This window comes from Burkholderia sp. AcTa6-5, from assembly GCF_017815075.1.
Taxonomy (GTDB): Bacteria; Pseudomonadota; Gammaproteobacteria; order Burkholderiales; family Burkholderiaceae; genus Burkholderia; species Burkholderia sola.
Genome location: NZ_JAGIQE010000010.1, coordinates 132,940 through 153,774, shown reverse-complemented (window position 1 = coordinate 153,774; position 20,835 = coordinate 132,940). Strand labels below are relative to the sequence as shown.

Below are 20,835 nucleotides of genomic sequence, written 5' to 3'. Positions count from 1 at the left end.
GGTCAGTGTGCACCGTACTTCAGGCGTGTCAACTGTTCCGCTTCGTTCGCGAGCAGATTGGCCGCGTCGCGGATCGCGACGTCGAGCGTGATCGGCCCGGGCGCCGGCGAAAAGCAGCCGGAGAAATGCTCGGACAGGCGCGGCAGCGCGGCCGGGTCGACCGCGCCCGACAGCAGCGACGCGCTTACGCCGGCAGCCCGCGCGTGCCGGCAAGCGATGAACGGCGCCTTGCCGTGCAGCGTCTGCACGTCGGAGCGGCCTTCGCCGGTGATCAGCCAGTCGGCGCCGGCCAGTGCGGCGTCGAGCCCGACCTGGCGCGCGACCACTTCGGCGCCGGGCTCGAAGCGTGCGCCGAGCATGTGCAGCGCGAAACCGAGGCCGCCCGCGGCGCCCGCACCCGGCAGATCGCGGCCGCGGCGGTCGAGCGCGGCTTCGAGCAGGTCGGCGAAGCGGGCGAGGGCCGCATCGAGGATCGCGACCTGGGCGGCCGTCACGCCCTTTTGCGGACCGAATACGGCGGTCGCGCCATGCGCGCCCGTCAGCGGGTTGTCGACGTCGGACATGCCGACGAATTCCGTTTCCTTCAGGCGCGGATCGAGCCCCGACGCGTCGATGTGCGCGATGTCGGCGAGCCGCGACGGCACCGGCTCGACCGACTGGCCGCCGGCGTCGAAGCATTGCAGGCCGAGGCCCGCGAGCAACCCGGCGCCCGCGTCGTTGGTGCTGCTGCCGCCGAGCGCGACGAAGAAGCGGCGCACGCCGTCGTCGAGCAGCGTGCGGATTGCGTCGCCCATCCCGCGCGTGCTGCGCGCGTCGACCGGCACGCTCATGCCGACCGGGTCGGTGATCCCGACGATCTCGGCCGTCTCGACGATCGCGGTGCGCGCATCGATCACGCCGACCGCCGCATCGCGCGCCGCCAGCGACGCACCGGCCACCCGCAGCGTGCGCCGCGTGCCGCCGCCTGCCAGCATCGCGTCGAGCGTGCCTTCGCCGCCATCGGCCATCGGGCAGCAGCGCACGACCGCGTCGGGCCGCGCGCGGCGGATGCCGGTGGCGATCGCGTCCGCGACCTGCTCGGCGGAAAGCGAGCCTTTGAACGAATCGGGCGCGATGACGACGACAGGCGCGGACGGGTGGTGCGGCATGGTGTCTCCGGAAGGCGTTATTGGTGTGAAGAATGAGCGGTCGGGCCACGAGAGTGGCTCACACGCTATCGGAGCTTACAGGATGGCGCGCGCGCGGTGGATACGCCGTTCGGCATAGCCGCGATCCGCGTGCGTGGGCCGTGTAACGGGCCGTCGACGGCGCGGGACGCACGCGTGTCGCACCGATCTGGCCGTATGAGGAAAATTGTTTGCTAGAATACTCGATTCTTCCGGCCAAAGCCGTGCTCCGAGCCGCTTGCGCTAGCCATCCGGCGCGTGCAGGGATGGCGTGGCGCTCCGGCGCGGCGTGCGAGTGCGACGCACCGCATGCTGCAGGCAGGCACGGCAAGGAAAACCCGATTCGCTCGAATAATTTTAGGACGATTGAAGCCATGGCTAACGTTGTTGAGAACCTCGGCAAGCTTGAACGCCGTGTGACGATTTCTTTGCCGAAAGACACCGTGCAGAAGGAAATCGACGCCCGCATCCAGAAACTCGCGAAGACCGTGCGCATGCCGGGTTTCCGCCCGGGCAAGGTGCCGGTGAAGATGGTCGCCCAGCAATACGCGGGTCAGGTCGAAGCCGAAGTGCTGAGCGACAAGATCGGCCAGGAATTCTTCACGATCAGCCGCGCGGAAAACCTGCGCGTCGCCGGCCAGCCGAGCTTCGAGCCGAAGCAGGAGCAGGCTGAGAATGCCTACGCGTTCGACGCGACCTTCGAGGTCTACCCGGAAGTGAAGATCGGCGATCTGGCGACGGCTGAAGTCGAGCGCTCGACCACGTCGATCGGCGACGCCGAAATCGACCGCACGCTGGACATCCTGCGCAAGCAGCGCGTGCACTACCACGCACGCGGCGAAGCCGGCGAGCACGGCGACGGCGGCGACGACACCGCAGCGAAGAACGGCGACCGCGTGACGGTCGACTTCGTCGGCAAGATCGACGACGTCGCGTTCCCGGGCGGCACGGCCGAAGATTTCCCGTTCGTGCTCGGCGAAGGCCGCATGCTGCCGGAATTCGAAACGGCGGCGCTCGGCCTGAAGGTCGGCGAACAGCGTACGTTCGACCTCAAGTTCCCGGACGACTACCACGGCAAGGACGTCGCCGGCAAAACGGCGCAGTTCACGGTCACGATGAAGAAGATCGAATGGCCGCACCTGCCGGAAATCGACGCGGAATTCGCGAAGTCGCTCGGTATCGAAGACGGCGACCTCACGAAGATGCGCGCCGAGATCAAGGAAAACCTCGAGCGCGAAGCGAAGCGTCGCACGCAGTCGATCGTCAAGAACCAGGTGATGGACGCGCTGCTGAAGATTTCCGAACTCGACGTGCCGAAGGCGCTGATCGAGCAGGACCAGCAACGTCTCGTCGAAATGGCTCGCCAGGATCTGGCGCAGCGCGGCGTGCCGAACGCGAAGGACGCGCCGATCCCGGCCGAAATGTTCGTCGAGCAGGCCGAGCGCCGCGTGAAGCTGGGCCTCGTGCTGGCCGAACTGGTGAAGGCGAACGGCCTCGAAGCGAAGCCGGAACAGATCCGCGCGGAAGTCGACGAGTTCGCGAAGAGCTACGAAGACCCGAAGGAAGTGGTCCGCTGGTATTATTCCAACCAGCAGCGCCTCGCCGAGATGGAAGCGTTCGTCGTTGAAAGCAACGTCGTCGATTTCGTGCTGGGCAAGGCAAAGGTGACGGACAAGGAAGTGAGCTTCGAGGCACTCGCGAGCGCATCGGCGCAAGCGTAAGTGTTGCTCTAGCGGCGTGCCGGCTGTCGGAGCGACGGCCCGCACGCCGTTTTTACGTCAAGCGCACGGTTGCCATTAATATGGCGATTGGGCGGGCGGCTTCCTTCCGTTCAATTTTCCATTCGAACAAGGTTCATTGAATGATCACTCGCGCTGAATTGCTGGACATGCTTGCTTCGAACGCGCCGCAGGGTTTCGAGGCGCAAGCGCTGGGGCTGGTGCCGATCGTCGTCGAAACGAGCGGCCGCGGCGAGCGTTCGTACGATATCTATTCGCGTCTCCTGAAGGAGCGCCTGGTGTTCATGGTCGGCGAAGTGAACGACCAGACCGCCAACCTCGTGGTCGCGCAATTGCTGTTCCTCGAGAGCGAGAATCCCGACAAGGACATCAGCCTCTACATCAACAGCCCGGGCGGCTCGGTGTCGGCCGGGATGGCGATCTACGACACGATGCAGTTCATCAAGCCGGACGTGTCGACCCTGTGCATGGGCCTCGCGGCCAGCATGGGTGCGTTCCTGCTCGCGTCGGGCGCGAAGGGCAAGCGCTTTGCTCTGCCGAACTCGCGCGTGATGATTCACCAGCCGCTCGGCGGCGCGCGCGGCCAGGCATCCGACATCGAGATCCAGGCACGCGAGATCCTGTACCTGAAGGAACGGTTGAACAACCTGCTCGCGCAGCACACGGGCCAGGACGTCGAGCGCATCGCGCGCGACACCGACCGTGATAACTTCATGTCGAGCGAGGACGCGAAGGCGTACGGGCTGATCGATCAGGTGCTGCTGAAGCGCCCGTGAGCTTAAACGGGGTGCCGCCCCGATTCGGGCCGGCGCCCTCAAACGTCCCGAGTGCCCTGAGCATCTGCGGCAAGCGCATCCAGCCGGCTCCGGTCGCGCCCTAGGCGCGGCGTCCGGAGCAATCGGCGTATCATGTCATTTACCTGTCCGGAGGCTCTACATTCATGGCGGACAAAAAAGGTTCGAACAGCGAGAAGCTGTTGTATTGCTCGTTTTGCGGGAAAAGCCAGCATGAGGTGAAAAAACTCATCGCGGGTCCGTCGGTGTTCATCTGCGATGAATGTATCGACCTCTGCAACGAAATCATTCGCGACGAGGCGGCTGCCGCCGGCGTCGAGGCCAGCCTGTCCCGGTCCGATCTGCCGAGCCCGCAGGAAATTCGCGACATCCTCGATCAGTACGTGATCGGCCAGGAGCGCGCGAAGAAAATCCTCGCGGTGGCCGTGTACAACCACTACAAGCGCCTGAAGCATCTCGACAAGAAGGACGACGTCGAGTTGTCGAAGAGCAACATCCTGCTGATCGGCCCGACGGGCTCCGGCAAGACGCTGCTCGCGCAGACGCTCGCGCGGTTGCTCAACGTGCCGTTCGTGATCGCCGACGCGACGACGCTGACCGAAGCCGGCTACGTCGGCGAGGACGTCGAGAACATCATCCAGAAGCTGTTGCAGAACTGCAACTACGAGGTCGACAAGGCCCAGCGCGGGATCGTCTACATCGACGAAATCGACAAGATCAGCCGCAAATCGGACAACCCGTCGATCACGCGCGACGTGTCGGGCGAGGGCGTCCAGCAGGCGCTGCTGAAGCTCGTCGAGGGCACGATGGCGTCGGTGCCGCCGCAGGGCGGCCGCAAGCATCCGAACCAGGATTTCATCCAGGTCGACACGACCAACATCCTGTTCATTTGCGGCGGCGCGTTCGACGGTCTCGAAAAGGTGATCACCGATCGTACCGAGAAAACCGGTATCGGCTTCGGCGCGACGGTCAAGAGCAAGCAGGAACGCGACGCGGGCGAGGTGCTGCGCGAAACGGAACCGGAAGACCTGATCAAATTCGGTCTGATCCCCGAATTGATCGGCCGCCTGCCGGTGGTCGCGACGCTCGGCAAGCTCGACGAAGCCGCGCTGATGAAGATCCTGGTCGAGCCGAAGAATGCGCTCGTCAAGCAGTATCACAAGCTGTTCGCAATGGAGCGCGTCGAGCTGGAAATCCGGCCGGGCGCGTTGCAGGCGGTCGCCCGCAAGGCGATCCGCCGCAAGACCGGCGCGCGCGGTTTGCGTTCGATCATCGAACAGGCATTGCTCGACGTGATGTACGAGCTGCCGACGATGAAAGGGGTCAGCAAGGTCATCATCGACGAGAATGTCATCGATGGGGACGGCAAGCCCTTGCTGATCTACGAGGACACGCCGAAGGTGGCGGGTTCGAACTGACCGGCTTGCCGACGATGTTCAGCGAAAAAGGCCGTTCATGAGTCCGTGGGCGGCTTTTTTTCGTTTATCTTGTGGGTAACTCTGACTCGACACGCGGTGGTTACTTTCTTACCGAATATTTCCCGCACTTGAAGGCTTGCAATTCGTTGTGGCGGCCTCAATTACCGAACAATTGATTCCACTCATGGGGAAATGAAATGTCAGGCACCCAACTTCTCCCGCCGGAACGCATCACGCTCCCGCTGCTGCCGCTGCGGGACGTCGTCGTTTTCCCGCACATGGTCATTCCGCTCTTCGTGGGCCGGCCGAAATCGATCAAGGCCCTCGAAGCAGCGATGGAAGGCGGCAAGCACATCATGCTCGTCGCCCAGAAAACCGCGGCCAAGGACGAACCGACCGAAAAGGACATGTACGAGGTCGGTTGTATCGCCAACATTCTGCAGATGCTGAAGCTGCCGGACGGCACCGTGAAGGTGCTCGTCGAGGGCCTGCAGCGCGCGAAGGCGTTGTCCATCGAAGAACAGGAGACGCAGTTCTCCTGCGAAGTGATGCCGCTCGAGCCGGATCATGCCGACAGCGCCGAGACGGAAGCGCTGCGTCGCGCGATCGTGTCGCAGTTCGACCAGTACGTGAAGCTGAACAAGAAGATCCCACCGGAGATTCTCACGTCGCTGTCGGGCATCGACGAAGCCGGCCGTCTCGCCGACATGATCGCCGAGCGCCTGCCGCTGAAGCTCGACCAGAAGCAGCACATCCTCGAGATGTTCCCGGTCATCGAGCGCCTCGAGCATCTGCTCGCGCAGCTCGAAGCCGAGATCGACATCCTGCAGGTCGAAAAGCGCATCCGCGGGCGCGTGAAGCGCCAGATGGAAAAGAGCCAGCGCGAGTACTACCTGAACGAACAGGTCAAGGCGATCCAGAAGGAACTGGGCGAGGGCGAGGAAGGTGCGGATCTCGAAGAGCTCGAGAAGCGCATCAACGCCGCGCGCATGCCGAAGGAAGCCAAGAAGAAGGCCGACGCCGAGCTGAAGAAGCTGAAGCTGATGTCGCCGATGTCGGCGGAAGCGACCGTCGTGCGCAACTACATCGACACGCTGATCGGCCTGCCGTGGCGCAAGAAGAGCAAGGTCAACAACGACCTGTCGAACGCCGAGCAGGTGCTCGACGAGGATCACTTCGGCCTCGAGAAGGTCAAGGAACGGATCCTCGAGTATCTCGCGGTGCAACAGCGCGTGGACAAGGTCAAGGCGCCGATCCTGTGCCTCGTCGGGCCCCCGGGCGTCGGCAAGACCTCGCTCGGCCAGTCGATCGCTCGCGCGACGAACCGCAAGTTCGTCCGGATGGCGCTCGGCGGCGTGCGTGACGAAGCCGAGATCCGCGGCCACCGCCGCACGTACATCGGTTCGATGCCGGGCAAGATCCTGCAAAGCCTCGCGAAGGTCGGCGTGCGCAATCCGCTCTTCCTGCTCGACGAAGTCGACAAGATGGGCATGGATTTCCGCGGCGATCCGTCGTCGGCGCTGCTCGAAGTGCTCGATCCGGAACAGAACCACACGTTCGCCGACCACTACATCGAAGTCGACTTCGATCTGTCGGACGTGATGTTCGTCGCGACGTCGAACTCGCTGAACATCCCGCCGCCGCTGCTCGACCGGATGGAAGTGATCCGTCTGTCGGGCTACACGGAAGACGAGAAGGTCAGCATCGCGCAGCGTTACCTGCTGCCGAAGCAGAAAAAGAACAACGGGCTGAAGGAAGGCGAGATCGAGGTCACCGAGCAGGCGATTCGCGACATCATCCGCTACTACACGCGCGAAGCCGGTGTGCGTTCGCTCGAGCGGGAAGTGTCGAAGATCTGCCGCAAGGTCGTGAAGATGCTGCTGCTGAAGAAGGCGTCGGGCGCGATCAAGGTCGATGGCGAGAATCTGGATACGTTCCTCGGCGTGCGCAAGTACGACTTCGGCCTCGCGGCGAAGGAAAACCAGGTCGGTCAGGTGACGGGGCTCGCGTGGACGGAAGTCGGCGGCGATCTGCTGACGATCGAAGCCGCGGTGATGCCGGGCAAGGGCAACGTGATTCGTACGGGCTCGCTCGGCGACGTGATGAAGGAGTCGGTCGAGGCTGCGCGTTCGGTCGTGCGCTCGCGTTCGCGTCGTCTCGGTATCAAGGACGAAGCGTTCGAGAAGCAGGACATCCACATCCACGTGCCGGAAGGCGCGACGCCGAAGGACGGTCCGTCCGCCGGCGGTGCGATGACGACCGCGCTGGTGTCGGTGCTGACGGGTATTCCCGTGCGGGCCGACGTCGCGATGACGGGCGAAATCACGTTGCGTGGCGAAGTGCTGCCGATCGGCGGGCTGAAGGAAAAGTTGCTGGCGGCGCATCGCGGCGGCATCAAGCTCGTGCTGATCCCGGAAGAGAACGTGAAGGATCTCGCGGACATTCCGGACAACGTGAAGAACGCGATCGAGATCGTGCCGGTTCGCTGGATCGACAAGGTGCTGGAGCTCGCGCTCGAGCGTTCGCCGACGCCGCTGCCGCCGGAAGAAGAGGCGAAGGCTGCGGCGCCGGTCGGCGAGGCGGCGAAGGATGCCGGCTCGACGGAAGTCGTCAAGCACTGAGGCGCTGAACGCCGTCGTTGCTGACGGTCGTTCCCGAAAACCCGCGGCGGTGTCCGCGGGTTTTTTTACGCGCATCGGAATCATGCGAGCGCGTTCGTAAAAAATTCGCGCGCCAGGCTTGGCAAAATGATCGGGGATGAATTAAACTTGCGGGCTCGCTGATTGTTGATGCGCAAACGCAGATCGCAGTCAGAACGAATCGGAAACGGGTGCTTAGCTCAGCTGGTAGAGCGGCGCCCTTACAAGGCGTAGGTCGGGGGTTCGAACCCCTCAGCACCCACCAGTTTCACGATTCAGCCAGACCAAGGAGCGGTAGTTCAGTCGGTTAGAATACCGGCCTGTCACGCCGGGGGTCGCGGGTTCGAGTCCCGTCCGCTCCGCCAAACAAACAACGATGCCCGCCTTGTGCGGGCATTGTTGTTTGTGCGTTCGGTTTGCGCTCGCTTGCGAGCGCGTGGCTGCGGAGTGGCGAAAAGTCGCCTGCGAGGCTTCCGGATTCCGGTTCCGTTCGCGCACAGCATTTGCCTGCTTTTTTCCCGTCCCACCCCGTATGTTGTAATATCGGTCGTTTTGTCCAATTTTTCCGTCACGCATGCTCGATTTCTTCCGTAATCACCAGCGCCTGATGATGGCGCTCCTGCTCCTGATCGTGTTGCCGGGGCTGGGTTTCGTCGGGATCCAAGGCTTCCGCGGCTTCTTCGACGACAGTGCGAACGTCGCGGCGGTCAACGGGCACAAGATCACGCGGGTCGAATTCGACGGCGCGTTCCGCCAGCAGATCGACCAGGCGCGCCAGGCGCTCGGTGGGCAGTTCGACATCAAGATGTTCGACACGCCCGAGCATCGCAAGCAGGTGCTCGACGGCCTGATCCAGCAACGCGTGCTGGCCGACGAGACGCAGCGTCTGCACCTGACCGCGTCCGACAACGCGGTGCGCGACGCGCTGATGAGCGACCCGATGATCGCGTCGCTGAAGAAGCCCGACGGCACGATCGACGTCGAACGCTATGCGCAACTGCTGTCATTCCAGGGGATGACGCCCGAGCAGTATCAGGAGCGCGTGCGTTACAGCCTGTCGCTGCAGCAGATTCCTGCGAGCATCGTGTCGAGCGCGTTCACGCCGAAGAGCCTCGCGCAACGCCTGTCCGAACTCGCTGCGCAGCAGCGTGAAGTGCAGGCGCTCGTGCTGAAGACGAGCGACTTCGCAGCGAAGGTCCAGCCGACCGACGCGCAGCTCACCGCGTACTACGACGCGCACAAGCAGAGCTTCGCGACGCCGGAAACCGCGACGATCCAGTACCTCGTCTATTCGCCGGCCGCGGCGGCCGCGAGCGCGCAGCCGACCGAAGCGGACATCAAGAAGTTCTACGACGACAACCCGACGCACTTCCGTACCGAAGCGCAGGTGCGCGTGAGCCACATCTTCATCGCCGCGCCGGGCAGCGCCAGCGCGGCCGACAAGGCGGCCGCGAAAGCGAAGGCCGAGCAACTGCTCGCCGACGTGAAAGCGCATCCCGATCAATTTGCGCAGATCGCGCAGAAGAACTCGCAGGACGCGCCGTCGGCGGCGAAGGGCGGCGACCTCGGCTTCATCACGCGCGGTTCGACCGCGGGCGGCAAGGCGTTCGACGATGCCGCGTTCTCGCTCAAGCAGGGCGACGTGAGCGGTCTCGTGCAGTCGGATCTCGGTTTCCACATCCTGAAGGCGACCGAAGTGAAGCCGGCCGTCGTCAAGCCGTTCGCGGAAGTGAAAGACCAGATCGCGATCGACCTGAAGCAGCAGTACGCAGCGAAGGCGTTCTCGGACAATGCGGAAGGTTTCACATCGACCGTCTATGAAAAGGCGAAGACGCTGCAGCCGGCCGCGGACAAGTACAAGCTGACGATCCAGACGGCCACCGTCACGCCGACGCCGAATCCGCAGTTGCCGCCGACGAGCCCGCTGAACAATCCGAAGTTTCTGGCCGCCGTGTTCGCGAACGACGCGGTGAAGAACCAGAACAACACGCAGGCGATCGACGTCGGCAACAACACGCTGATCTCGGCGCGCGTGACCGAGCACAAGCCGGCTGCGGTGCCCGCGCTCGACGCGATCAAGGACGTCGTGCGCCAGAAGGTCATCGCCGAGCAGGCCGCGGAACTCGCGAAGAAGGACGGTGCGGCGAAGCTGGCCGAATTGCAGAAGTCGAAGTCGGCCGACGGCTTTACGGCCGCGCAGAAGGTGTCGCGCACGCAGTCGCAGGGCCTGACGCCGGCTGCGCTGAGCGCCGTCTACAAGGTCGATGCGAAGACGCTGCCGGCTTACGTCGGTGTCGACCTCGGTGCGGACGGCTATGCGATCTACCGCGTGAACGCGGTGATCCCCGGTTCCGCGGTCGATCCGCAGCAACTGGCCGCCGCGCAGCAGCAGATGGCGCAGGTCGACGCGCAAAGCGAAGGCGAAGCGTACCTCGCCGCGCTGCGCGATCGCTCGAAGGTGAAGCTGTACGGCAGCACGACGGCCAGCCAGCAGCAGGACGGCGACAACTGAGCATCGTTTCGCCCGCAACCATCGAAAAGCCCCGCTCGAAGCGGGGCTTTTTGTTTTCCGGTGCAGCCGCGGTCAGCCGTGCGGCTTGCCGAGCAGCGGCTTCAGCGCCGGCCATACGTTGTCGAGCAGGATGCCCTGGGCCTGCCGTGCCGGGTGCATCTGGTCGGCCTGGAACATCTCGGGCTTGTTCTCGATGCCGGCCAACAGGAACGGCACGAGCGGCACGGCGAGATCCTTCGACAGCCGCGTATAGAGCGCATGGAACTTCTGCGTGTAGTCGGGGCCGTAATTGGGCGGCACGTACATGCCGACCAGCACGACCTTTGCCTGCGCACGTCGCGCGCCGGCGATGATATCGCGCAGGTTCTGTTCGGTCGTCGCGAGCGGCACGCCGCGCAGCGCATCGTTCGAACCGAGTTCGACGACGACGATCGACGGCTTGAGCCGCTGCAGCACCGCGGGCAGCCGCGCACGGCCGCCGCTCGTGGTGTCGCCGCTGACGCTGGCGTTCGCGACGCTATAATCGATTCGCTCGGTCGCGAGCCGTTGCCGCAGCAACGCCACCCAGCCGGTGTCGCGCGGCAATCCGTATTCGGCCGACAGGCTGTCGCCGAGCACGACGATCACGGGCGGGCTCGATGCCGGCGCCGTCGCAGCGCGTACGGGCACGGTGACGGCCAGCAGGGTGCCCAGCAGCGCGGCGGTCGCCGCGCGTCTTTTCCAGCGAAATGTCGTGTCCATGTTCAAGATTACCGATCCGATCATCGAAGTCCATGACGTGTGCAAGCGGGTTGCCGATGCAACGGGCGAGCTGACGATCCTCGACGACATCACGCTCGCCGTGCAGCCGGGCAGCAGCCTCGCGATCGTCGGCGCGTCGGGGTCGGGCAAATCGACGCTGCTCGGCCTGCTCGCAGGGTTGGACAGCGCGACGAGCGGCACGGTTCGCCTGCTCGGCCGCGTGCTCGACCAGCTCGACGAGGACGAGCGGGCGGCATTGCGCAACGGCGCGGTCGGTTTCGTGTTCCAGTCGTTCCAGCTGATGCCGCACCTGACGGCGCTCGAGAACGTGATGCTGCCGCTCGAACTGCAGGGCGGCATCAGCGCGCGCGATGCGGCCGACCGCGCCCGGGCGCTGCTCGTGCAGGTCGGTCTCGGCGAACGCACCGCGCATTATCCGAAGCTGCTGTCGGGCGGCGAACAGCAGCGCGTCGCGCTCGCACGCGCGTTCGTCACGCGGCCGGCGATCCTGTTCGCCGACGAGCCGACCGGTAGCCTCGACGCGGCCACCGGCCACGCGGTCATCGACCTGATGTTCGAACTGAACCGCATGCACGGCGCGACGCTCGTGCTCGTCACGCACGATGCCGAACTCGCGCGCCGCTGCGCGACGACGGTTACCATCGACGCGGGGCGCATCGTCGCGCCGCACGCGGCATCGCGCAACGCGTGAATGTTCGTGCCGGCCGCGCAGCGTGAAGCGCGCGGCCGGCACGGGCATGACGCCGTCGCGTCAGTGCTTCAACGCTTGAGCGCCGCGCGGGCGCGCTCGATCAGCGCGGTGGTCGACGAATCGTGCTTCGCCGGATCGACCGAGTCGGCCGACAGATCGGCCTCGACGACCTTGCCCAGAATCTTGCCGAGCTCGACGCCCCACTGGTCGAACGGATTGATGTCCCACACCGTCGCCTGCACGAGCACCTTGTGCTCGTAAAGCGCGATCAGCGCGCCGAGCGTGCGCGGCGTCAGCGCATCGACGAGCAGCGTCGTGGTCGGGCGGTTGCCGGGGAACGTCAGGTGCGGCGCGAGCGCCTCCTTGCCCGGCCCGGCGATCTTGCGCGCTTCTTCCAGCGTGCGGCCGAGCATTAGCGCCTCGCTCTGCGCGAAGCAGTTCGCGAGCAGCTTCGGATGATGGCTCGCGAGCGGATGCTCGGGCGTCAGCACCGCGATGAAGTCGATCGGCACGATCGTCGGCCCCTGGTGCAGCATCTGGAAGAACGCATGCTGGCCGTTGGTGCCCGGCTCGCCCCACGTGACGGCCGACGTCGGGTAGTCGACGAAGGCGCCGTCCAGGCGCGCGGATTTGCCGTTGCTTTCCATCTCGAGCTGCTGCAGGTACGACGGCAGGTAGTGCAGCGCTTCCGAGTACGGTGCGACGAGATAGCTCTGCGAGCCGAAGAAATTCCGGTACCAGATGCCGATCAGGCCGAGCAGCACCGGCAAATTGCGCTCGAGCGGCGCTTCGCGGAAGTGGCGGTCCATGTCGTTCGCGCCGGCCAGCAGTTCGTCGAACTGTTCGGGGCCGACCGCGATCATGATCGACAGGCCGACCGCCGACCACAGCGAATAGCGGCCGCCGACCCAGTCCCACATTTCGAACACGTTGTCCGCCGCGATGCCGAACTTCACGACTTCGGCCGGGTTCGCCGACACGCCGACGAAGTGCTTCGCGAGCGCGTCCTCGGGGCAGCCGCGCGCGACGAACCAGTCGCGCAGCGAGCGTGCGTTCGTCATCGTCTCGAGCGTCGTGAACGTCTTCGACACGATGATCGCGAGCGTTTCCTCGGGATCGACCTGTTCGAGCACGCGCGCGAGATCGGCGCCGTCGACGTTCGACACGAAGTGGGTCGAGATCTCGGGCGTCGCGACGTGGTGCAGCGCATGCACGACCATCTTCGGGCCCAGATCGGAGCCGCCGATGCCGATGTTGATCACGTGGCGGATGCGCTTGCCCGTATAGCCCGTCCACGTACCGCTGCGCACGGCGCGCGCGAACGTCGCCATCTTCGCGCGCTCGGCGCTCACCTGCGCGTGGAACGGCGCCTGCGGATCGGTCGCGCGCAGTGCGGTGTGCAGCGCCGCGCGGCCTTCGGTCGGGTTGACGACCTCGCCCGCGAACATCGCGTCGCGGCGCGCTTCGACGCCGGCGTCGCGCGCGAGCTGCACGAGCAGGCGCAGCGTTTCGTCGTCGATGCGGTTCTTCGAGAAATCGGCCGCGAGACCGCCGCCCGGAATCGTGAAGCGTTCGGCGCGGGTCGGCGCGCGATCGTTTTCCGGCGCGAACCAGTCGCGCAGCCGCGCGTGGCGGATCTGTTCGAAGTGGGATTGAAGGGCAGTCCAGGCGGGGAGCGATTTCAGCGTCATGGCGGTTCGAGTGAAGCGTGAATCGGGAGGAATGCCGCGCCGGCTCATCGTGATCGGAAAGCCGGCGGACGAGAAGGCCCGCCGTGCGGCGGGGCAGTCAGTATAGCGGCGTTACGTGTCGGCGCGCGGCGACGGATAAAAAAGGCGATTGATCAGCGTGCGCACCATCGGCGCGAGCTCGCCGGCGGTGAGCCCGGCCGGGCCGGTGCCGGTCGCGGTCAGCGTGTCGGCCGCGAGGCCGTGCAGGTAGACGCCGGCCAGCGCGGCTTCGTAAGGTGCGACCCGCTGCGCGAGCAGCGCGCCGATCAGGCCGCCGAGCACGTCGCCGGTGCCGCCGGTGGCGAGCGCCGCGTTGCCGGTCGGGTTGATCGTCACGCGGCCGTCGGGCGCCGCAATCACCGTACCCGAGCCTTTCAGCACGACGATGGCCGCGTAACGCGCGGCGAGCGCCTGCGCGGCCGCGACGCGATCGCGCTGCACGGCGGCCGTGTCGCCGCCGAGCAGGCGCGCGGCTTCGAGCGGATGCGGCGTCAGCACGCACGGATTGCCGCGTGCGCCACGCGCGGCGACGGCGGTCGCGAGGTCCGCGTGCGTCGCGACGAGGTTCAGCGCGTCGGCATCGAGCAGCGTCGCCGTGTCGTGCGCGAGCACGTCGCGCACGAGCGTCGCCGCGGCTTCGCGCGTGCCGAGCCCGCAACCGGCCGCGATCGCGGTCATCGCGCCGGGGTCGAGCGTGTCGGCCGGATGCAGCATCAGTTCGGGGAACGGCGGGTCGTACGGCGGCGCGCCCGCGCCGAGGAAGCCGACGTGCACCTTGCCGGCGCCCGCGAACAGCGCGGCGCGCGCGGCGAGGATCGGCGCGCCGCACATGCCGGTGTCGCCGCCGAGCACCGCGAGGCTGCCGTACGTGCCCTTGTGGGACGCGAACGCGCGCGCGGGCAGCGCCGCGGCGAACCGCGCGGGCGCGTTCAGCACGATGGCCGGCGCGGCGGGCGGCGCGACGTCGAGTGACGCGACGTGGATTTCGCCGGCGAGATCGCGGCCGTCGCCCGTGTAGAGGCCGGGCTTCGCGCCGATGAAGGTGAGCGTCTGCGTGGCCGCCACGGCGACGCCCGCGCCGACGATGCGGCCCGTGTCGCTGTCGAGCCCGCTGGGCACGTCGAGCGCGAGCACGCGGCCGCCGCCGCGCGCATGGGTGGCGATGCGTGCTGCCTGTTCGGCGAACGCGCCATCGAGCGCGCGGCCGAGACCGATGCCGAACAGCCCGTCGACGACCCACGCATAGCCCTCCAGCGACGCGGGCGGGGTGGCCGACAGCGGCACGCCGGCCGAGCGTGCGAGACCGAGCGCCCATTGCGCGTCGTCCGGCTTGACCGGCACCGGCATCCACGCATGCGTCGCGACGCCGAGCTGCTGGAGTTGCGCGGCGGCCACCAGCGCGTCGCCGCCGTTGTTGCCGGGGCCGACCGCGAACCAGACGGGGCGATCGTCGCCGGCGACGCGCTCGGACAGCCAGCGCGCGGCGGCCGCGCCGGCGCGGCCCATCAGCGTGTGCGGCGGCAGCGCGGCGGCGGCGTCGGCTTCGGCCGCGCGCAGGTCGGCGACGCGCAGCAGCGCGATCGGATCGGAATCGGGGAACGGGGGGCGAACGGGGGGAGCGGGGGTAACGGTCATCGCGGGATCGTGGCGGCTGGCAAGGATGCCGCCACGGGCCGGCCCGCGGCGGTCAGGTCGTGAAGCGGCCGGCGTTCAGCGCGGCGAGCGTGTCGGCGGGCCAGTGCTGGACGTTGCCGCCCAGATAGTCGGTCACCACTTTAGCAGACCCGCACGCGAGGCCCCAGCCGGCCGGGCCATGGCCGAAATTGACGAACACGCGCGGATGCGGGGTCGGACCCACGACGGGCAAGCCGTCCGGCGACAGCAGTTGCATGCCTTGCCACGACAGCGCGGCCGAGATCTTCGCGGCGCCGGGCACCCAGTCGTGGACGGCCTGGCCGAGCAGCGCGAGCGCGGCCTCCGACAGCGGCTCGGCGAGCGGCTTCGCGGTATCCGCCAGGCTCTGCAGCACGGCGGCCCCGCCGATGCGCAGCCGCTGGTGGGTGCGCGTGATCGAGATCCGCTTGATCGAATCGACGACGCTCAGGTGCGGCGCATGTTCTTCGTACGCGACCGGCGCGGTGAGCGTATGCACGCGCACCGGGTGCAGCGGCAGGCGCCAGCCGAGCCGTTCGAGCAGCGCAAGGCTGCCGGCGCCGGCGGCGACCACGATCGCGTCGGCCGACATCACGTCGACCTCGCGCGCGTGCGCCGCGCTCCGGTTGCCCGGCGGGGCGAGCTCGACCGCGACGCGGCCGTTGTCGACGCGGATCGCGGCGACGTCCGCACCGAAGCGGAACTGCACGCCATGCTCGTCGAGCGTCTGCTTGACCAGTTTCGCGAACAGCGGGCAGTTGCCGGTGCGCTCGGTTTCGAGCAGCACGCCGCCGGCAAAGCCGGGCTCGGCCGGTACCGACGGTTCGAGCGCCACGCATTCGTCGGCGGTGAGCGTGCGGTAAGGCTGGTCGAGTGTGCGCAGCAGGTCGAGCGCGGGCTGCAGCGCGTCCCAGTCGCGCGGATCGCGCACGATGTGCAGGATGCCGGGCTTCTGCTCGAATTCGAGCTCGAGGCGCGCCTCGATATCGGCGAGCGCGTCGCGCGACACGTCGATCAGCGGGCGCAGCCGTGCGTACTGCGCGGCGAATGCATCGGGCTCGCGCAGCGTGCCGAGCTGCTTGATGAAGCGGCGCACGCCGCCGTTGAAGCCCGGCTTGTAGACGATGCCGCTGTCGCGCGCCTGGCGCTGGTGCATGAAAGTCGGGCCGAACCAGACGTCGAGCGGGCTCGGCAGCAGCGCGCCGCCGTCGCCGTAGGTCGCGCCTTGCGCGACGGTCGCGTGGCGTTCGACCACGCATACGCGATGGCCGGCCGCGCGCAGCTGGTAGGCGGTGGCGACGCCGCTGATTCCGCCGCCGATGACGATGACATCCATTGAGATTGCTTCGATGACGGGCGGCGCGCACGCCGCCCGGTGAGAATTCGCTGAGGGCCCGGGCCCGGTGAACCCGGAATGATAGCGCCAAAAGTGCGCGAGCCGGCGGCGGGCGAGCATGGCCGTGCGGCCATGCGGCGGCGGCCGGCGCCCGGGCCGATAGAGGCCGATCCGGCGGACAGCCGCGCGTGCCGCCCGCACCAGCACCGTGGCGGTGCAGCCGGACTACCGATTGGCCGGTCTTGGGCGGCCGACTTCCGGGTATAATTACGGCCTTCCTTTCGCCCCACGTCGCCACCCCGCGCGACTCATCGACGTCAGTCCAGCCCATGGCTCACTTCTCGTGTTTTCCCGGCGCTTCGGCCCTCTCCGATTTCCGTCAAACCCGTCTGCTCGACACGCTCAGGCAAATCGACGCCAACATCGTCGCGGTGCGCGGCCAGTTCCTGCACTTCGTCAATGCGGCCGAGCCGCTGTCGGCCGACGACAGCGCGCGCATCGATGCGCTGATGCACTACGGCGCGCCGTTCCAGCCGGCGGGCGAGAAGGGCGCGACCGAGACCTTCGTCGTGCTGCCGCGCTTCGGCACGGTTTCGCCGTGGGCGAGCAAGGCGACCGACATCGCGCAGCACTGCGGCCTCACGCAGGTGCGCCGCATCGAGCGCGGCGTCGAATTCACGGTCACGCTGAAGTCGGGCCTGCTCGGCGGCAAGAAGGCGCTGTCGGACGACGCGCGCGCGGCCGTCGCGGCCGCGCTGCATGACCGGATGACCGAAAGCGTGGTCGCGGCGCGCGACGATGCGAAACACCTGTTCGACGAACTGCCGGCCAAGCCGCTGTCGACCGTCGACGTATTGGGCGTCGGCCGCGGCGCGCTGGAGCGTGCGAACGTCGAGCTGGGCCTCGCGCTCGCCGACGACGAGATCGACTATCTGGTCGACGCGTTCCGCAAGCTCGAACGCAACCCGACCGACGTCGAACTGATGATGTTCGCGCAGGCCAACAGCGAACACTGCCGCCACAAGATCTTCAACGCGCAGTGGACGATCGACGGCGAAGCGCAGGACATGTCGCTGTTCGCGATGATCCGCAACACCGAGAAGCTGAGCCCGCAGGGCACGATCGTCGCGTATTCGGACAACTCGTCGATCATGGTCGGCGCCGAAGCCGAGCGCTGGTTCCCGCGCAAGGCCGGTGCGGCCGGCGAGCCGGGCGAGCGCTACGGCCGCCACACCGAACTCACGCACACGCTGATGAAGGTCGAGACGCACAACCATCCGACGGCGATCTCGCCGTTCCCGGGGGCGGCGACCGGCGCGGGCGGCGAGATCCGCGACGAAGGCGCGACGGGCCGCGGCGCGCGTCCGAAGGCCGGCCTCACGGGCTTCACCGTGTCGAACCTCGACCTGCCCGATGCGCGCCAGCCGTGGGAAAACGCGCGCGACGCCGCGCAGCCGGTCGCCGAGCGCAATCCGAACGAAGTGCACGGCCCGTACGGTCGTCCGGACCGCATCGCGTCGCCGCTGCAGATCATGATCGATGGCCCGCTGGGCGGCGCCGCGTTCAACAACGAATTCGGCCGCCCGAACCTCGGCGGCTACTTCCGCGTGTACGAGCAGAACGTCGGCGGCACGGTGCACGGCTATCACAAGCCGATCATGATCGCGGGCGGCCTCGGCAACATCGCGGATCAGCACACGCACAAGCACGACGTGCCGGCCGGCTCGCTGCTGATCCAGATCGGCGGCCCCGGCATGCGGATCGGCATGGGCGGCGGCGCCGCGAGCTCGATGGCGACCGGCGCGAACACCGCCGAACTCGACTTCGACTCGGTGCAGCGCGGCAACCCGGAAATCGAGCGTCGCGCGCAGGAAGTGATCAACGGCTGCTGGCAACTCGGCGCGGAAAACCCGATCCTGAGCATCCACGACGTCGGCGCGGGCGGCCTGTCGAACGCGTTCCCCGAAATCGTCGACGGCGCGGGCAAGGGCGCGCGCTTCGAACTGCGCAAGGTCGCGCTCGAGGAATCGGGCCTGTCGCCGCGCGAAATCTGGTCGAACGAAGCGCAGGAGCGCTACGTGCTGGCGATCGCGCCGGCCGACCTGCCGCGCTTCGAGGCGATCTGCGCGCGCGAGCGCTGCCCGTTCGCGGTAGTCGGTGTCGCGACCGACGAACGCGAGCTGAAGCTCGTCGACGACGAAGCGACGGGCGCGGACGAATACCCGGTCGACATGCCGATGGAAGTGCTGCTCGGCAAGCCGCCGCGCATGCACCGCGACGTCGCGCGTGTGACGACCGAGCGTGCGCCGGTCGACGTGACGGGCATCGCGCTGTCGGCCGTCGCGCTCGACGTGCTGAAGCACCCGACGGTCGGCAGCAAGTCGTTCCTGATCACGATCGGCGACCGTTCGGTCGGCGGTACGTCGGTGCGCGACCAGATGGTCGGCCCGTGGCAGGTGCCGGTGGCCGACTGCGCGATCACCGCGCTCGACTATGCCGGTTTCAAGGGCGAGGCGATGACGATGGCCGAGCGCACGCCGCTCGCGGTGATCGACGCGCCGGCGTCGGGTCGCATGGCCGTCGGCGAAGCGATCACGAACATCGCGAGCGCGCCGATCGCGTCGCTCGACAAGCTGAAGCTGTCGGCGAACTGGATGGCCGCGTGCGGCACGGCCGGCGAGGACGCCGCGCTGTTCGACACGGTCAAGGCGATCGGCATGGAGCTGTGCCCGGCGCTCGGGATCGGCATCCCGGTCGGCAAGGACTCGCTGTCGATGAAGACGAAGTGGGATGAGCAGGGCGTCGCGAAGGAAGTCGTGTCGCCGGTGTCGTTGATCATCTCGGCGTTCGCGCCGGTCGAGGACGTGCGCCGTCATCTCACGCCGCAACTGCGCCGCGTGGCCGACGCGGGCGACACGGTGCTGATCGCGATCGATCTCGGCCGCGGCAAGAACCGCATGGGCGGCAGCATCTTCGCGCAGGTCACGCAGCAGGTCGGCGACACGACGCCGGACGTCGACGACGCGGAAGACCTGAAGCGCTTCTTCAACGCGATCCAGTCGCTCAATGCGCAAGACAAGCTGCTCGCGTACCACGACCGCTCGGACGGCGGCCTGTGGGCGACGGTATGCGAAATGGCGTTCGCGGGCCATGCGGGCGTGTCGCTGAACGTCGACATGCTGACGCTCGACCCGAACCACGAATTCGACTACGGCGACGCGAAGGACTGGGCGAAGCAGACGAGCGGCCTGCGCGACGACCGCACGCTGCGCGCGCTGTTCTCCGAAGAGCTCGGCGCCGTCGTGCAGGTGCGCGCGTCCGACCGCGACGCGGTGCTCGGCGCGCTGCGCGAGTTCGGCTTGTCGACGTGCTCGCACGTGATCGGCTCGGTCAACGATCGCGACGTGATCGAGGTGTACCGCGACGCGAAGAAGATCTTCGACGCGCCGCGCACCGAACTGCATCGCGCATGGAGCGAAGTGAGCTGGCGCATCGCGCGCCTGCGCGACAACCCGGCCTGCGCGGATGCCGAATACGACGCGCTGCTCGACGCGGCCGACCCGGGCATCTCGCCGGTGCTGACGTTCGACCCGGTCGACGACATCGCCGCGCCGTTCATCGCGACGGGCGCACGGCCGCGCGTCGCGATCCTGCGCGAGCAGGGCGTGAACTCGCATCTGGAAACGGCTTACGCGTTCGACCGCGCCGGCTTCGATGCGCACGACGTGCACATGAGCGACCTGCTCGCGGGCCGCGCGTCGCTGGCCGATTTCGCGGGTGCGGTCGCATGCGGCGGTTTCTCGTACGGCGACGTGCTGGGCGCGGGCGAAGGCTGGGCGAAGACGATCCGCTTCAACGCGAATCTCGCCGACATGTTCTCGGCGTTCTTCGCGCGTCCCGATACGTTCGCACTCGGTATCTGCAACGGCTGCCAGATGCTGTCGAGCATCGCGTCGATGATCCCCGGGGCGGAAGCGTGGCCGAAGTTCACGCGCAACAAGTCCGAGCAGTTCGAGGCGCGCTTCTCGTTCGTCGAAGTGGAGAAGTCGCCGTCGATCTTCTTCGCGGGGATGGAAGGCTCGCGGATTCCGGTCGCGGTCGCGCACGGCGAAGGCTATGCGGACTTTTCGCAGCAGGGCGACATCGATCGCGTCGCGGTCGCGATGCGTTACGTCGACCACCGCGGCGAAGCGACCGAGCGCTATCCGTTCAACCCGAACGGGTCGCCGGCCGGCATCACGTCGGTGACGACGGCCGACGGCCGCTTCTCGGTGCTGATGCCGCACATGGAGCGCGTGCATCGCACGGTCACGATGAGCTGGCACCCGGAAGGCTGGGGTGAAGCGAGCCCGTGGCTGCGCGTATTCCGCAACGCGCGCCGCTGGATCGGCTGAT

12 protein-coding genes and 2 tRNA genes are annotated in these 20,835 nt (G+C 67.2%); 9 read left to right on the top strand and 5 right to left on the bottom strand.

Annotated elements, in window-relative coordinates; genetic code table 11:
* Positions 1-2: 2 nt before the first annotated feature.
* Positions 3-1,148 (bottom strand): glycerate kinase, encoded by a 1,146-nt coding sequence (locus tag J8I33_RS15765; RefSeq protein ID WP_124630786.1) that lies wholly within the window; start codon positions 1,146-1,148, stop codon positions 3-5.
* 392 nt (positions 1,149-1,540) lie between these two features.
* On the opposite strand from J8I33_RS15765, the gene tig reads away from it, so the two are divergent.
* The 7 genes from tig (at position 1,541) to J8I33_RS15730 (ending at position 10,268) form a co-directional block, all read left to right on the top strand.
* Positions 1,541-2,887, top strand: a complete 1,347-nt coding sequence (tig, locus tag J8I33_RS15760) for a trigger factor (RefSeq protein WP_050013283.1) — start codon at positions 1,541-1,543, stop codon at positions 2,885-2,887.
* Between the two features lie 140 nt (positions 2,888-3,027).
* On the top strand, positions 3,028-3,681 hold the full coding sequence (gene clpP, locus J8I33_RS15755; protein WP_006496351.1) for an ATP-dependent Clp endopeptidase proteolytic subunit ClpP: 654 nt from the start codon (positions 3,028-3,030) through the stop codon (positions 3,679-3,681).
* Positions 3,682-3,845: 164 nt separating this feature from the next.
* On the top strand, positions 3,846-5,117 hold the full coding sequence (gene clpX / locus J8I33_RS15750; RefSeq protein ID WP_006489345.1) for an ATP-dependent Clp protease ATP-binding subunit ClpX: 1,272 nt from the start codon (positions 3,846-3,848) through the stop codon (positions 5,115-5,117).
* A 197-nt stretch (positions 5,118-5,314) separates the two neighbouring features.
* A complete protein-coding gene (gene lon, locus J8I33_RS15745; RefSeq protein ID WP_050013282.1) occupies positions 5,315-7,738 on the top strand; it encodes an endopeptidase La in 2,424 nt (807 codons plus the stop codon).
* A gap of 207 nt (positions 7,739-7,945) precedes the next feature.
* Positions 7,946-8,021, top strand: a tRNA-Val gene (locus J8I33_RS15740).
* 23 nt (positions 8,022-8,044) lie between these two features.
* Positions 8,045-8,121 (top strand) — tRNA-Asp (locus tag J8I33_RS15735).
* A 209-nt stretch (positions 8,122-8,330) separates the two neighbouring features.
* Positions 8,331-10,268, top strand: a complete 1,938-nt coding sequence (locus tag J8I33_RS15730; protein WP_050013281.1) for a SurA N-terminal domain-containing protein — start codon at positions 8,331-8,333, stop codon at positions 10,266-10,268.
* Between the two features lie 72 nt (positions 10,269-10,340).
* Here the strand turns inward: J8I33_RS15730 and J8I33_RS15725 are convergent, their stop codons facing one another.
* Positions 10,341-11,009 carry an arylesterase gene (locus J8I33_RS15725; protein ID WP_050013280.1) on the bottom strand — a complete coding sequence of 223 codons (669 nt, stop codon included), beginning with the start codon at positions 11,007-11,009 and terminating at the stop codon, positions 10,341-10,343.
* Between J8I33_RS15725 and J8I33_RS15720 the strand changes: the two genes are divergently transcribed.
* Positions 11,008-11,721: an ABC transporter ATP-binding protein gene (locus J8I33_RS15720; protein WP_209937656.1), complete on the top strand. Its 714-nt coding sequence runs from the start codon at positions 11,008-11,010 to the stop codon at positions 11,719-11,721. The two genes, J8I33_RS15725 and J8I33_RS15720, sit on opposite strands and share 2 nt — an antisense overlap.
* Positions 11,722-11,789: 68 nt before the next feature.
* Here the strand turns inward: J8I33_RS15720 and pgi are convergent, their stop codons facing one another.
* From pgi to J8I33_RS15705, 3 genes are all read right to left on the bottom strand, one after another.
* Positions 11,790-13,412 carry a glucose-6-phosphate isomerase gene (gene pgi / locus J8I33_RS15715; protein ID WP_209937649.1) on the bottom strand — a complete coding sequence of 541 codons (1,623 nt, stop codon included), beginning with the start codon at positions 13,410-13,412 and terminating at the stop codon, positions 11,790-11,792.
* 111 nt (positions 13,413-13,523) lie between these two features.
* The gene (locus J8I33_RS15710) at positions 13,524-15,086 is read right to left on the bottom strand and encodes an NAD(P)H-hydrate dehydratase (RefSeq protein WP_050013277.1); all 1,563 of its coding nucleotides are present in this window, start codon (positions 15,084-15,086) and stop codon (positions 13,524-13,526) included.
* A gap of 52 nt (positions 15,087-15,138) precedes the next feature.
* Complete coding sequence (locus J8I33_RS15705) at positions 15,139-16,440, bottom strand: FAD-dependent oxidoreductase (RefSeq protein WP_209937643.1); 1,302 nt, start codon at positions 16,438-16,440, stop codon at positions 15,139-15,141.
* A gap of 329 nt (positions 16,441-16,769) precedes the next feature.
* Here J8I33_RS15705 and purL point away from each other — a divergent pair, with 329 nt between their 5' ends.
* Positions 16,770-20,834: a phosphoribosylformylglycinamidine synthase gene (gene purL / locus J8I33_RS15700; RefSeq protein WP_209937637.1), complete on the top strand. Its 4,065-nt coding sequence runs from the start codon at positions 16,770-16,772 to the stop codon at positions 20,832-20,834.
* Position 20,835 lies beyond the last annotated feature (1 nt).